12 protein-coding genes are annotated in these 13,665 nt (G+C 68.8%); 11 read left to right on the top strand and 1 reads right to left on the bottom strand.

The window, feature by feature from the left end; all coding sequences use genetic code 11:
* Positions 1–134 precede the first annotated feature (134 nt).
* From FA740_RS16770 to FA740_RS16720, 11 genes are all read left to right on the top strand, one after another.
* Entirely contained in the window at positions 135–3,548 is a 3,414-nt protein-coding gene (locus FA740_RS16770; protein ID WP_136857956.1) for an indolepyruvate ferredoxin oxidoreductase family protein, read from the top strand.
* A 64-nt stretch (positions 3,549–3,612) separates the two neighbouring features.
* Positions 3,613–4,431 carry a PaaX family transcriptional regulator C-terminal domain-containing protein gene (locus FA740_RS16765; protein ID WP_136857955.1) on the top strand — a complete coding sequence of 273 codons (819 nt, stop codon included), beginning with the start codon at positions 3,613–3,615 and terminating at the stop codon, positions 4,429–4,431.
* A gap of 146 nt (positions 4,432–4,577) precedes the next feature.
* On the top strand, positions 4,578–5,783 hold the full coding sequence (pcaF, locus tag FA740_RS16760) for a 3-oxoadipyl-CoA thiolase (protein WP_136857954.1): 1,206 nt from the start codon (positions 4,578–4,580) through the stop codon (positions 5,781–5,783).
* 15 nt (positions 5,784–5,798) lie between these two features.
* A complete protein-coding gene (gene paaA / locus FA740_RS16755) occupies positions 5,799–6,785 on the top strand; it encodes a 1,2-phenylacetyl-CoA epoxidase subunit PaaA (RefSeq protein ID WP_136857953.1) in 987 nt (328 codons plus the stop codon).
* A 53-nt stretch (positions 6,786–6,838) separates the two neighbouring features.
* Entirely contained in the window at positions 6,839–7,123 is a 285-nt protein-coding gene (paaB, locus tag FA740_RS16750) for a 1,2-phenylacetyl-CoA epoxidase subunit PaaB (RefSeq protein WP_136857952.1), read from the top strand.
* Between the two features lie 20 nt (positions 7,124–7,143).
* Complete coding sequence (gene paaC / locus FA740_RS19925; RefSeq protein WP_246053692.1) at positions 7,144–7,974, top strand: 1,2-phenylacetyl-CoA epoxidase subunit PaaC; 831 nt, start codon at positions 7,144–7,146, stop codon at positions 7,972–7,974.
* Positions 7,971–8,492, top strand: a complete 522-nt coding sequence (paaD, locus tag FA740_RS16740; RefSeq protein ID WP_246053691.1) for a 1,2-phenylacetyl-CoA epoxidase subunit PaaD — start codon at positions 7,971–7,973, stop codon at positions 8,490–8,492. The genes paaC and paaD overlap by 4 nt, the downstream gene beginning before the upstream one ends.
* 13 nt (positions 8,493–8,505) lie before the next feature.
* Entirely contained in the window at positions 8,506–9,582 is a 1,077-nt protein-coding gene (gene paaE, locus FA740_RS16735) for a 1,2-phenylacetyl-CoA epoxidase subunit PaaE (RefSeq protein ID WP_136857949.1), read from the top strand.
* Entirely contained in the window at positions 9,572–10,321 is a 750-nt protein-coding gene (locus FA740_RS16730; RefSeq protein WP_211243731.1) for a Phenylacetic acid catabolic protein, read from the top strand. Before paaE ends, FA740_RS16730 begins: the two co-directional genes overlap by 11 nt.
* A gap of 16 nt (positions 10,322–10,337) precedes the next feature.
* The gene (gene paaZ, locus FA740_RS16725; protein ID WP_420873155.1) at positions 10,338–12,401 is read left to right on the top strand and encodes a phenylacetic acid degradation bifunctional protein PaaZ; all 2,064 of its coding nucleotides are present in this window, start codon (positions 10,338–10,340) and stop codon (positions 12,399–12,401) included.
* The gene (locus FA740_RS16720; protein ID WP_136857948.1) at positions 12,398–13,012 is read left to right on the top strand and encodes an acyltransferase; all 615 of its coding nucleotides are present in this window, start codon (positions 12,398–12,400) and stop codon (positions 13,010–13,012) included. The genes paaZ and FA740_RS16720 overlap by 4 nt, the downstream gene beginning before the upstream one ends.
* Here FA740_RS16720 and FA740_RS16715 read toward each other — a convergent pair.
* A complete protein-coding gene (locus FA740_RS16715; RefSeq protein WP_136857947.1) occupies positions 12,996–13,595 on the bottom strand; it encodes a TetR/AcrR family transcriptional regulator in 600 nt (199 codons plus the stop codon). The two genes, FA740_RS16720 and FA740_RS16715, sit on opposite strands and share 17 nt — an antisense overlap.
* Positions 13,596–13,665: the final 70 nt, after the last annotated feature.

Genomic DNA, 13,665 nt, shown 5'->3' with positions numbered 1-13,665 from the left:
CGGCTGGCATGGCGTTCCGGTTTTCAGGGGTCTGGCGGTCAGATTATTCGCCGCGCGGCGATTTGGCCAGAAGTCTGGAGAAAATGACCGCCGCCCCAGGGGTATCATCGGCGGATGCGCAGGGGGGATATGCGATGACGCGGCATCAGGGACAGTTCGACACCTATCAGCTGGATGACCGCTATGCGCGGGCCGAAGGGCGGGTGTTCCTGACCGGCACGCAGGCGCTGGTGCGGATCATGCTGGATCAGGGGCGCCGCGACCGGGCGGCGGGGCGCAACACGGCGGGCTTCGTGTCGGGCTATCGCGGCTCACCCCTGGGCGGCGTCGATCAGGAGATGTGGCGCCAGAAGGCCCGCCTGGCCGAGGCCGGGATCGAGTTCCTTCCCGCCGTGAACGAGGATCTGGCCGCCACCGCCATCCTGGGCGCGCAGCAGGCGTCGCTGGCCCCCGATTGCCGGGTCGAGGGCGTGTTTTCCATGTGGTACGGCAAGGGGCCGGGCGTGGACCGGTCGGGCGATGCGCTGAAACACGGCAATGCCTATGGCAGCGCGCCCAAGGGCGGCGTGCTGGTCGTGGCGGGCGATGACCACGGCTGCGTGTCGTCGTCCATGCCGCATCAGTCGGACGTGGCCTTCATGTCGTGGTTCATGCCGGTGCTGAACCCGGCCTCGGTCGCGGAATACCTGGCCTTTGGGGAATACGGCATCGCGCTGTCGCGGTTCTCGGGCACCTGGGTGGGGTTCAAGGCGATCTCCGAGACGGTCGAATCCGGGCAGTCGGTCGATCTGCCCGAGGATCGCGTCTTTGCCCAGCCCGACTTCACCGGACCGCCGGGCGGCATCCATGTGCGCCATTCCGACCTGCCCAGCCCCGAGATCGAGACGCGCCTCACCCACAAGCTGCGTGCCGTCGAGGCCTTCGTCGAGGCGAACCCCATCGACCGCCGCCTCTATGACATCCCCGACGCGCGCTTTGGCATCGTGACCACCGGCAAGGGCCACTTGGACACGTTGGAGGCGCTGCGCCTGCTGGGTCTGGATGAGGCCGCCTGCCGCCGCCTTGGCATCGACATCTACAAGGTGGGCATGGTCTGGCCCCTGGCGCGGCGCGACGCGTTGGCCTTTGTCACCGGCAAGGATGAGGTGCTGGTGATCGAGGAAAAGCGCGGCATCATCGAGAGCCAGTTCAAGGAGTATTTCTACGACTGGCCCGGCGCCAAGCCCCGCAAGATGGTGGGCAAGCATCGCGCGGCGGGCGACCCGCTGCTGCCCTGGACCGGAGAGTTCAGCCCGCTGATGCTGGTCCCGGTGCTGGCCGAACGCCTGTCGCGGTTTTTCCCCGAGGAGGGGCTGGAGGACCGCGCCCGCGCCCTGACCGCGACGCCTGCGCCAGTCCTGTCGGTGCCGGGCGCGACCCGGACGCCTTATTTCTGCTCGGGCTGTCCGCATAACACATCGACCAAGCTGCCCCAGGGCAGCCAGGCGGCCAGCGGCATCGGCTGTCATGTGATGGCGGGCTGGATGGACCGCGACACGCTTGGCTATGCGCAGATGGGCGGAGAGGGGGTGCCGATCGCCGTGGCGCAGCGCTGGAATGGCGGGCGGCACATGTTCCAGAACCTGGGCGAGGGGACCTGGTATCACTCGGGCTCTCTGGCGATCCGGCAGGCGGTCGCGGCGGGCGGCAACATCACCTACAAGATATTGTATAACGATGCGGTGGCGATGACAGGCGGCCAGCCGGTGGACGGCCCGGTCAGCGTGCAGGCCATCGCCCACAGCTGCCGCGCCGAGGGGGTCAACCGCATCGCGCTGGTCAGCGACAACCCGAAGGCCTTTGATCTGCGAGATTTTCCGGCGGGGACCACGCTGGATCATCGCGACCGTCTGGACGCGGTGCAGCGAGAGCTGCGCCAGATCCGGGGCGTCACCGTGCTGATCTATGAACAGACCTGCGCGACCGAGAAACGCCGCCGCCGCAAGCGCGGCAAAACCCCGGACCCCGCCCGTTTCGCGGTCATCAACGAGGCGGTCTGCGAGGGCTGCGGGGACTGTTCCATCGCCTCGAACTGCCTGTCGGTCGAGCCGGTCGAGACCCCCCTGGGCCGCAAGCGGCGCATCAACCTGTCGTCCTGCAACAAGGATTTCACCTGCCTGGACGGGTTCTGCCCCAGCTTCGTCACCATCGAAGGCGGCCGCCGCCGCAAGCCCGCCCCCGCCGGTCTGGACATGGCCGCCCTGCGCGCCGCCCTGCCGCAGCCCGACATCGCGGCGCTGGACCGGCCCTATGACCTGCTGGTCGCAGGGGTGGGCGGCACCGGCGTCGTGACCGTGGGTGCGCTGATCACCATGGCCGCGCATCTGGAGGGTCGGGGCGCCAGCGTGCTGGATTTCACCGGCTTTGCGCAGAAATTCGGCACCGTGTTGGGCTATGTCCGGCTGGCCCCGCGCCCGGACGACATCCATCAGGTGCGCATCGACCGCGGCCATGCGGATGCGGTGATCGGCTGCGACGCGGTGGTGTGTTCGTCGCCCAAGGCGTCGGCGCATTACCGCGCGGGCACGCGGGTCGTGCTGAACCGCGCGCCGATGCCCACGGGCGATCTGGTCCTGAACCGAGACGCCGATCTGCGCATCCCCGCGCGCGAGGATCTGATCGCGCGGACGGTTGGCGCGGCAAACCTGCTGGCCTTCGACGCCAACCGCATGGCCGAACAGCTGCTGGGCGACGCGGTCTTTGCCAATATCATGCTGCTGGGTGCGGCCTGGCAGCAGGGGCTGGTGCCGGTCAGCGAACTGGCTCTGAAGCAGGCGATCGTCCTGAACGCCGTGGCCGTCGAACGCAACGCCATGGCCTTTGACCTGGGCCGCGTGCTGGCCGCCGACCCCGCCGCGCTGGAGCGTCACCTGGCCGCCCCCGCGACCCCGGCGCCGCAGGGTCCGGATCAGATCATCGCGCATCGGGCGGGCCTGCTGACCGCCTATCAGGATGCGGCCTATGCGCAGCGCTATGCCGAAAGGCTGGCGGCGCTGCGCGCGGCTCTGCCCGAAGGGTCGGAGGCGTTGGTCGCGGCGGCGGCGGACAGCCTTTATCGGCTGATGGCCTACAAGGACGAATACGAGGTCGCGCGCCTGCATGCCGACCCCGCCTTCGCCGCCCGCATCGCCGCCGAGTTCGAGGGCGATTACACCATCCGCCACCATCTGGCCCCGCCGCTGCTGCCGCGCGGCACCGATGGGCGCGGGCGGCCCAAAAAGACCGCGTTCGGCCCGTGGATGCGCCCCGTTCTGCGCGCACTGGCGCGGCTGCGCCCGCTGCGGGGCAGCTGGGCCGACCCTTTCGCGCGCAGCGCCGACCGGCGGCTGGACCGCGACCTGCTGGCTTGGTTCGACGGCGTGATGGACCGCGTCGCCCGCGATCACGCGGCCCTGGGGGACCAGGCGCTGACCCTGCTGGCGGCGCCGCAGCAGATCCGCGGCTATGGCCCGGTGCGGCATGAGGCCGCCGACCGGGTCCGTCAGCAGGTGGCGGCGATCCTGCGCTGACGCGGTTGTCGCGCGGGCCGGGATGGGGCAGAACCGCCCCATCCCCGCAGGAAGGACCGCCCCCATGCAGACCCCGCCTTGCCCCATGGCGCTGGCCCGCGCGCTGGAGCTGACCGCGCCCGGCTTTATCATCACCGTCTATGGCGATGTGGTCGTCCCGCGCGGAGAGGTGCTGTGGATGGGCAGCCTGATCGAGATCTGCGCCCGCGTGGGGTTCGGAGAGAACCAGGTCCGCACGGCGGTGTCGCGGCTGGTCGCCTCGGGGCGGCTGGCGGGGGACCGGCAGGGGCGCCGCAGCTTTTACCGCCTGGCCGATGCCGCGCGGGCCGAATTCGGGCGCGCGACCGCGCTGCTCTATGCCGCCGCGCCGCAGCCGCAGGGCTGGCTGCTGCTGGCGCTGGACGAGGTATCCGACGATCTGCGCCGCGCGCATCATCTGGCGCCGGTGGGCGGGGCCTGCTGGCTGGCGCCCGATCGCGGCACGCTGCCCCCCGGCGCGCGGGTGGTGATGCGCGTGCGTGGCGATCAGGACGTGCCGGGCATCGCCGCGTTCTGGGACCTGGAGGCCGTCGCCGCGCGCTATGACCGGATGATCGCCTGCCTGGGGCCGGTGGCGGTGGGCGATGTTGCGCCCGACCATGCGCTGACCCTGCGGCTGCTGCTAGTCCATGCCTATCGCGCGGCGGTGCTGCGCGACCCGTTCCTGCCGCCCGCGCTGCTGCCTGCCGACTGGTCGGGCACCCGGGCGCGGGCGCTGTTCCGCGACCTCTATCTGCGCCTGACGCCGCCCGCCGAGGCCGAGATCGCACTGCTGCAGGACGCCGAAGGGCCGCTGGCCCGGCAGACAGTAGAAAGCATGAACAGGATCAATATGTTGCGGTGATGGTGCACCGGCCCTCCCTTAAACATTACACAGATAATCAGAAAACTGTTTGACGTGTAATGTTTTGGTGGTATCCCTGTCCTCAAGGGCGGGCCGACCATTCGTGCATGGGCCGGCCCGCGGGGGAAAGACCGGGGGAAGACAACATGCAGGATGCTTTCATCTGCGACGCGGTGCGCACGCCGATCGGGCGCTATGGCGGGGCGCTGGCCCAGGTCCGCGCCGACGATCTGGCCGCCCTGCCGCTGCGCGCGCTGATGGATCGCAACCCCGGCGTGGACTGGTCGGCGGTCGATGACCTGATCTATGGCTGCGCCAATCAGGCGGGCGAGGATAACCGCAACGTTGGCCGCATGGCCGTGCTGCTGGCGGGCATGCCGGTTGGCGTGCCGGGCACCACCGTGAACCGCCTGTGTGGATCGGGGATGGATGCGGTCGGCATGGCCGCGCGCGCCATCAAGGCGGGCGATTGCGATTTCGTGCTGGCCGGGGGCGTGGAAAGCATGACCCGCGCGCCCTTTGTCATGCCCAAGGCGGACAGCGCCTTTTCCCGCGCCAATGCGGTCTTCGACACCACCATCGGCTGGCGCTTCGTGAACCCGGCGATGAAGGCGCGGTTCGGCGTGGACAGCATGCCCCAGACCGCCGACAACGTCGCCGCCGATTACGGCATCAGCCGCGATGATCAGGACGCCTTTGCCGCCCGGTCGCAGGAGCGGTGGGCCGCAGCCCAGGACGCCGGGCTGTTCGCCGATGAGATCGTGCCGGTCCACGTTCCGCAGAAAAAGGGCGACCCGGTCATCGTCGATGCCGACGAACACCCGCGTCCCGGCACCACTGCCGAACAGCTGGCACGGCTGCGCGGCGTGAACGGCCCCGACCTGTCGGTGACGGCGGGCAATGCGTCCGGCGTCAATGACGGGGCGGCGGCGCTGGCGATTCTGTCGGAGGGCGCCGCCCGCGCGCAGGGCCTGACGCCGCGGGCCCGCATCGTCGCCATGGCCGCCGCGGGCGTCGCGCCGCGCATCATGGGCATCGGTCCCGCCCCCGCCGCCCGCAAGGTTCTGGCGCGCGCGGGCCTGACGCTGGACCAGATGGACGTGATCGAGCTGAACGAGGCCTTTGCCGCACAGGCCCTGGCCACGCTGCGCGATCTGGGCCTGCCGGATGACGCGGCCCATGTGAACCCCAACGGGGGCGCGATCGCGCTTGGGCATCCTTTGGGGATGTCGGGGGCACGGCTGGTCACCACCGCCATGTATCAGCTGCACCGCAGCGGTGGCCGCTATGCGCTGTGCACCATGTGCATCGGCGTGGGGCAGGGCATCGCGATGATCATCGAACGGGTCTGAAAAGGAACGCTTGCCATGTATGCTCAGCTTGTCACGACCGAAGGCGGCACCCCGCGCGAGGGGATGTCCGACCAGGAGCGCGCCTTTCAGGAGCGCATCGACCGCAACGAAAAGATCGAGCCCAAGGAATGGATGCCCGAGGGCTATCGCAAGACGCTGATCCGCCAGATCGGCCAGCACGCCCATAGCGAGATCGTGGGCCAGCTGCCCGAGGGCAACTGGATCGGTCGGGCGCCCACGCTGGAGCGCAAGGCGATCCTGCTGGCCAAGGTCCAGGACGAGGCGGGGCATGGCCTGTATCTGTATTCCGCGGCCGAGACCCTGGGCGTCAGCCGCGACGAGCTGCTGGAGGCGCTGCATTCCGGCAAGATGAAATATTCCAGCATCTTCAACTATCCGACCCTGACCTGGGCCGATATGGGCGCGGTGGGCTGGCTGGTCGATGGCGCCGCGATCATGAACCAGGTGCCGCTGCAGCGCACCAGCTATGGCCCCTATGCCCGCGCGATGATCCGCATCTGCAAGGAGGAATCGTTCCACCAGCGGCAGGGCTATGACATCATGATGAAGATGTGCGCGGGCACCCCCGAGCAGAAGGCCATGGCCCAGGATGCGCTGAACCGGTTCTGGTATCCGTCGCTGATGATGTTCGGGCCGTCGGACAAGGATTCGGTCCATTCCGAACAATCGATGGCCTGGAAGATCAAGATGAACACCAATGACGAGCTGCGCCAGAGGTTCGTCGACCAGACCGTCCCGCAGGCCGAGTATCTGGGCCTGACCGTCCCCGATCCGGATTTGCGCTGGAACGAGGACAAGGGCGGCTATGATTTCAGCGAGCCGGACTGGTCCGAATTCTATGCCGTGATCGCGGGCAACGGGCCGTGCAACGCCGAACGGCTTGGCGCGCGCGTCAAGGCCTGGGAGGACGGGGCCTGGTTCCGCGACGGGCTGATGGCCCATGCGGACAAGGCCCGCGCCCGGCGTGTCGCCGCCGAATGACCCCGCGGCGGGCCACGCTGCCCGCCACCCGCCAGATTTGAGGGAGGAAACCCATGTCCAGCGAATGGCCCCTTTGGGAAGTCTTCATCCGCGGCCAGCACGGCCTGAACCACCGCCATGTCGGCAGCCTGCATGCCCCCGACGCGGAAATGGCGATCCGCAACGCGCGCGACGTCTATACCCGCCGGAACGAGGGCGTGTCGATCTGGGTGGTGCCGTCCAGCGCGATCACCGCCTCCAGCCCGTCGGAAAAGGGGCCGCTGTTCGATCCTGCCAATGACAAGGTCTATCGCCACCCGACCTTCTTCGACATCCCCGCAGAGATCGGACATATGTGATGCCGTCCTTGCCCGATGTGATGACCCCCGCCCTGGAAACGCTGGCTCCCGCCGGTCAGCCCGCCCCCGCCCCGCAGGAGGCCAATCGCGACGCGCTGGTCGAATGGCTGCTGCGGACCGGCGACAACGCCCTGATCCTGGGCCAGCGCCTGTCGGAATGGTGCGGTCACGCCCCCGCGCTGGAGGAGGATATCGCGCTGGCCAACCAGGCGCTGGACCTGATCGGCCAGTGCCAGCTGTGGCTGGGTCTGGCGGGCGCGGTCGAGGGCCGGGGCCGGACCGCCGACGATCTGGCCTTTCTGCGCGATGCCGGCGCCTTTCGGAACCTGCTGCTGGTCGAGCGTCCGAACCGCGATTTCGGCCATACGCTGATGCGCCAGTTCCTGTTCGACGCCTTTCACCTGGAGCTGCTGGAGGCGGCGCGCGCGTCATCGGACCCGCGCATCGCCGAGATCGCGGCCAAGGCCTGGAAAGAGGCCGCCTATCACCTGGAACGCTCGGCCGATCTGGTGGTGCGGCTTGGCGATGGCAGCGCGGAAAGCCACGACCGGATGCAGGCGGCGTTGGCCGCGCTGTGGTCCTTTACCGGAGAGATGTTCACCGATGACGATCACGACCGGGCGCTGGCCGATGCGGGGGTGATGCCCTTGCCCTCCAGCCTGCGACCGGCCTGGGACCGCACCGTCGCGCAGGTGCTGGACGAGGCCACGCTGACCCATCCGGGCGAGGTCTGGCAGCAGGGCATCACCGACATGGGCGGCGGCAAGCGCGGCGTGCACAGCGAACATCTGGGTCACCTGCTGGCGCAGATGCAGTTCCTGCAGCGCGCCTATCCCGGCGCACGGTGGTGACACAGGTGGCGGTCGACACGGGCCAGGTCTGGGACTGGCTGTCCAAGGTGCCGGACCCGGAGATCCCGGTCATCTCGTTGACCGATCTGGGCATCATCCGCGCCGTGGCCTGGGAGGGTGACACGCTGGTGGTGACGGTCACGCCGACCTATTCCGGCTGTCCCGCCACCAGCATCATCAACCTGGACATCGAGACCGCCTTGCGCGACCACGGCATCGACAAGCTGGAGCTGCGGCGCCAGCTGTCGCCCCCCTGGACCAGCGACTGGATCACGCCCGAGGGCCGCGACAAGCTGCGCGCCTATGGCATCGCGCCGCCCATCGACGGGACGGCGGCGGACGGGCGGCTGGCGGGGCGCGTCGCGCGGCTGGCGGGCACGTCGAACCTGGTGATCGCCTGCCCGCGCTGCGGATCGAATGCCACCGAAAAGGTCAGCCAGTTCGGCTCGACCCCGTGCAAGGCCAGCTGGCGCTGCACGGACTGCCTGGAACCCTTCGATTATTTCAAATGCATCTGAGGAACGCACCCCAATGGCACGCTTCCACCCCCTGACCGTCACCGAGGTGCGCCGCGAAACGCGTGACGCCGTGGTGCTGACGCTGACCCCGCGCCCCGAGGACCGCGCCCTGTTCGACTTCACCCAAGGGCAATACCTGACCTTCCGCCGCGATTTCGACGGAGAGGAGCTGCGCCGCAGCTATTCCATCTGCGCGGGCCTGGACGAGGGCTGCCTGCGCGTGGGCATCAAGCGCGTCGATGGCGGGGCGTTCTCGACCTGGGCGAACGAGAATCTGGCGCCGGGCGACCAGATCGAGGCGATGCCGCCGATGGGGCGGTTCTTCACCGCGCTGGATGCGGATGCGGCGCGGCACTATCTGGGCTTTGCGGGCGGGTCGGGCATCACGCCGCTGCTGTCGATCATCAAGACGGTTCTGGCGCGCGAGCCTGCGTCGCGGTTCACGCTGGTCTATGCCAACCGCCAAATCAGCACGATCATGTTCCGCGAGGAGCTGGAGGATCTGAAGAACCTCTATCTGGGCCGCCTGTCGGTGATCCACGTGCTGGAGCAGGAGGGGCAGGAGATCGACCTGTTCACCGGTCGCATCGACGCCGACAAGATGGCGCATCTGTTCCGCGCCTGGATCGACCCCAAATCGATCGACCTGGCCTATATCTGCGGACCCGAGCCGATGATGCTGGCCATCGCCGCCTCCTTGCGCGACCACGGCCTGAATGATGCGCAGATCAAGTTCGAGCTGTTCGCCAGCGGCCAGCCCGGCCGGGCGCGCGCGCCTGCCGTATCGGCTCAGGCGGTGGCGCCGGGAGCGGGAACGCAGGCCAGCGTGATGCTGGACGGGGCGGTGCGGCATTTCGACATGCCGCGCCAGGGCCAGTCGATCCTGGATGCCGCGCTGTCCGCGAACCTGGACGCGCCCTATTCCTGCAAGGCCGGCGTCTGCTCCACCTGCCGCTGCAAGGTGCTGGAAGGCGAGGTTGAGATGGCCATCAACCACGCGCTGGAGGATTACGAGGTTCGGGCGGGCTATGTCCTGTCCTGCCAGGCCTTTCCGATCAGCGAACGGGTGGTGATCAGCTATGACGAATGACGCGATGGCGCTGCAGGACTATCTGGCGCAGGGAGGCGTGCTGACCGCGCCTGGCAACGTACCGGCCCGCTATCGCGGAGAGCTGCTGCGGCTGATGGGGTCCTTTGTCGACAGCGAATTGGCCGCTTCGGCGGGGTTCGCGGGCGTGATCAACGCGGCACCCGGCATTACCGAACGCATCGCCGCCTGCCGGATCACGCTGGAAAAGGCCGATCACGCCGAACGCGTGCTGACTGTGATGGCCGATTTCGGCACCGATACCGCGCGCTATCAGCGCCAGCATGACTGGGCGGCCCGCGTGGCCCGCGACGCCGATCTGGGGCAAGCGCGGCAGGCGGGCGACATGCGGCTGTCGGTGTTTCACTATCCGCTGACCGGCTGGACCGATGCGGTGGTGATGAACGTCCTGCAGGGGCTGGCCACGGGCGTCCAGATGACCGAGCTGACGCGCCTGTCCTATGGCCCGCTGGCCGACACCTTCCGCCAGATCGCCGCGCGAGAGGCGCGCCATGCGACCCTGGGCCTGAACGGGCTTGCGCGGCTGGCAGACGGCGACCCCGAGGGCGTGCGCGCCAGCGTCGATTACTGGATGCCGCGCGTGGCTGCGGGGTTCGGGGTGGCGGGGTCGGCGCGCTTTGACCGGCTGGCGGCCCTGGGCCTGCGCCATCGCACGAACGAGGCGCTTTGCGCCGAATGGCAGGCCCTGGCCGCCGCGAAACTGGCCGAGCTGGGCCTTTGACGACCAAGGAAGACCGATGACCATGAATGCTGCACCGCGCCGCCTCGAAAGCCTGATCTGCGGGCGCTGGACCCCCGGCGAGCGTCAGGGCGCGCCCCTGCTGGACGCCGCGACCGGGGCGCTGGTGGCGCATATCGACGCGAGCGGCATCGACATGGGCGCCGCGCTGGACTGGGGCCGCCGCACCGGGGGGCCTGCGCTGCGGGCGATGTCGTTTCACGACCGGGCGGCGATGCTCAAGGCGCTTGGACTGGCGCTGATGGCCCGCAAGGAGGTATTCTACGCCGAAAGCTATCGCACCGGGGCGACCCGCGCCGATGGCTGGGTCGATATCGAGGGGGGCATCGGCACGATGCTGACCTATGCCTCCAAGGGGCGGCGCGAATTGCCCAACACGCGCGTGCTGACCGACGGCGATCTGGAGCCCCTGTCCAGGGATCACAGCTTTTCCGCGCAGCATATCCTGACCCCGTTGCAGGGGGTGGCGGTGCATATCAACGCTTATAACTTCCCGGTTTGGGGGATGCTGGAAAAGATCGCGCCCGCGCTGCTGGCGGGGATGCCCTGCATCGTCAAGCCCGCCTCCCAGACCGCCTATCTGACCGAACTGGTGGTGCGCGCGATCAATGACACGGGCATCCTGCCTGCGGGCGCGCTGCAGCTGATCTGCGGATCGGTGGGCGATCTGCTGGACCATGTCACGGGACAGGATGTGGTGACCTTCACCGGGTCGGCCTGGACGGGGCGCAAGCTGCGCAGCCACAAGCCGATCGTCGAGAACTCGACCCGCTTCACGATGGAGGCCGACAGCCTGAACGCCTCGATCCTGGGCCCGGATGCGGGGCCGGGGACGCCGGAATTCGATCTGTTCCTGCGCGAGGTCGCGCGCGAGATGACCTCCAAGGCGGGGCAGAAATGCACGGCGATCCGCCGCGTGATGGTGCCTGCCGCCCATATCGACGCGGTGCAGGACGCGCTGGCCCGGCGGCTGGCGGGGGCCACGCCCGGCCTGCCTGCGGCAGAGGGCACGCGCATGGGGCCGCTGGCCAGCCTGGACCAGCGCGAGGAGGTCCGCGCCCGCATCCGCGAATTGCAGGCCGTGGCGCGCATCGTCGCGGGCGACCCGGACGCGGTGCCTGCGGGGCTGGAGGGCGGGGCCTTCATGGCGCCCGTGCTGCTGCGCGCGGATGATCCGATGACCGCTGTGGCGGTGCATGATTGCGAGGCGTTCGGCCCGGTCGCCACCTTGATGCCCTATGACGGGGTCGATCAGGCGGTCGCGCTGGCCGCGATGGGCAAGGGGTCGCTGGTGTCGTCCGTCTTCACCGACGACGCCCGTGTGGCCGAGGAGATGGTGCTGGGCCTTGCGCCCTTCCACGGCCGGGTCATGATCGGGAACCGGGTGTCGGCCAAATCCTCGACCGGGCATGGCTCTCCGCTGGCGGGGCTGGTCCATGGCGGTCCGGGTCGCGCGGGCGGCGGAGAGGAGCTGGGCGGCATGCGCGGCGTGAAACACTACATGCAGCGCACGGCGGTGCAGGGCGCCCCCGGCCTGCTCAGCGCGGTGACGGGCCGCTGGTCCGAAGGCGCCCCCGCGCAGACCGGCACCCATCCGTTCCGCAAGTCGCTGGCCGAACTGCGCATCGGGGATCAGCTGGTCACCGCCGCGCGCCCGGTCACGCAGGAGGATGTCGAGCATTTCGCCCATTTCACCGGCGACACCTTCTATGCCCATATGGACAGCGATGCCGCCCGCGCGAACCCGTTCTTTGACGACCGCGTCGCGCATGGCTATCTGATCGCGTCCTTCGCGGCGGGGCTGTTCGTCGATCCGGCGCCGGGTCCGGTTCTGGCCAATTACGGCGTGGACCACATGCGCTTTCTGGCGCCGGTCTATTTCGGTGACACGCTGCAGGTCCGCCTGACCTGCAAGGAGATCAACCCTCGCGCCAATGCCGATCACGGCGAGGTCCGGTGGGATTGCCAGGTCACGAAACAGGACGGCACCGTCGCCGCGCAATATGACGTGCTGACCATGGTCGCCAAGACCTGGGGCCAGGCCGCGCAGGCCGCCGAATGAGCCTCTGGGCCTGGGACGGCATCCGCCCGGTGATCGACGGGGCGGCCTTCGTGCACCCGGACGCGACGGTGATCGGGGACGTGATCGTGGGGGCGGGCGTCTATGTCGGCCCCGGCGCGGTGCTGCGCGGCGATTTCGGGCGGATCGTGCTGGAACAGGGCTGCAACGTGCAGGAAACCTGCGTGGTCCATTCCTTTCCCGGCAAGGATGTGGTGGTGGAACAGGGCGGCCATGTCGGCCACGGCGCGGTGCTGCATGGCTGTCGCGTGGGGCGCAACGCGATGATCGGCATGAATGCCGTGGTGATGGACGAGGCCGACATTGGCGCCAATGCCATCGTCGCGGCGATGGCCTTCGTCAAGGCGGGGGCGCAGATCCCGGCGGGGGCGCTGGCGGTCGGATCGCCCGCCAAGGTCGTACGGATGCTGACCGAGGCCGAGATCGACTGGAAGACCCGCGGCACCGCGATCTATCAGCGCCTGGCGCTGGAGGCGCGCGACCGGCTGACCCCCACCACCGCGCTGGAGGCGGTCGAGCCGGATCGCAGGCGGGCCGAGGCGCCGGAATACGACCCGCTGCTGATCGAGCGCCGCCTCAGCGCACCGACTTGATGCCTTCCAGGATCAGGGTCGTGGCCACGTCGGCGTAATCCTCGCGCGAGATGCGGCCGCCATCCTTGAACCACATATAGACCCAGTTCATCATCCCGAACAGCGACATGGTGACCGGCATCAGCAGGGGCCGTTCGCGGCTGTTCAGGTCGGGGTTGATCTGGTCCAGCACGACCGAGAACCGCCGGACGATGTCACGCTCCAGCGCGGTGATCGCGGCCTTCTGCTCGTCCGAGAGGGCGGTGGTGGCGTTCAGCTGGACCTTGTGCTGATTGTCGGCGCCGCGATAGCTTTCCAGAACCGCACCCACCAGCCGCCGCAGCCGCTGATCGGGGACAAGGCTCGGGTCATCGGCGGCCTCGATCGCGGCGTCCAGCTCCTCCAGATGGGTGGTGATGATCGCGAAGATCAGCGCGTCCTTGCTGGGGTAGTAATGATACAGCAGCGCCTTGGACACCTGCGCGCGGGCGGCGACCTGGGCCATGGATGCCTTTTCCATGCCCTGCTCGGCAAAGACCTGGGCCGCGCTGTCCAGAATGACGCGTTGTTTTTCTTCGAAATCTTGGGCGCGTGTGCGGGCCATGTCAGCCTTTCGTCTTCGGATGGTATCGGCGGCAAGCGGGAGGCCCTGCGGCCCCCCTGCGATGTAGGGC

The organism is Paracoccus hibiscisoli, assembly GCF_005048265.1.
GTDB classification, from domain to species: Bacteria; Pseudomonadota; Alphaproteobacteria; order Rhodobacterales; family Rhodobacteraceae; genus Paracoccus; species Paracoccus hibiscisoli.
Note: the sequence above shows the minus strand (reverse complement) of the source record. Positions and strands in the feature narration are given on the sequence as shown.

What these genes read in the sequence shown, in the direction of transcription:
- FA740_RS16770 (WP_136857956.1), top strand. Translation starts at nt 135, where the DNA reads ATGACGCGGCATCAGGGACAGTTCGACACCTATCAGCTGGATGACCGC.
- FA740_RS16765 (WP_136857955.1), top strand. Translation starts at nt 3,613, where the DNA reads ATGCAGACCCCGCCTTGCCCCATGGCGCTGGCCCGCGCGCTGGAGCTG.
- pcaF (WP_136857954.1), top strand. Translation starts at nt 4,578, where the DNA reads ATGCAGGATGCTTTCATCTGCGACGCGGTGCGCACGCCGATCGGGCGC.
- paaA (WP_136857953.1), top strand. Translation starts at nt 5,799, where the DNA reads ATGTATGCTCAGCTTGTCACGACCGAAGGCGGCACCCCGCGCGAGGGG.
- paaB (WP_136857952.1), top strand. Translation starts at nt 6,839, where the DNA reads ATGTCCAGCGAATGGCCCCTTTGGGAAGTCTTCATCCGCGGCCAGCAC.
- paaC (WP_246053692.1), top strand. Translation starts at nt 7,144, where the DNA reads ATGACCCCCGCCCTGGAAACGCTGGCTCCCGCCGGTCAGCCCGCCCCC.
- paaE (WP_136857949.1), top strand. Translation starts at nt 8,506, where the DNA reads ATGGCACGCTTCCACCCCCTGACCGTCACCGAGGTGCGCCGCGAAACG.
- FA740_RS16730 (WP_211243731.1), top strand. Translation starts at nt 9,572, where the DNA reads ATGACGAATGACGCGATGGCGCTGCAGGACTATCTGGCGCAGGGAGGC.
- paaZ (WP_420873155.1), top strand. Translation starts at nt 10,338, where the DNA reads ATGACCATGAATGCTGCACCGCGCCGCCTCGAAAGCCTGATCTGCGGG.
- FA740_RS16720 (WP_136857948.1), top strand. Translation starts at nt 12,398, where the DNA reads ATGAGCCTCTGGGCCTGGGACGGCATCCGCCCGGTGATCGACGGGGCG.
- FA740_RS16715 (WP_136857947.1), bottom strand. Translation starts at nt 13,595, where the DNA reads ATGGCCCGCACACGCGCCCAAGATTTCGAAGAAAAACAACGCGTCATT.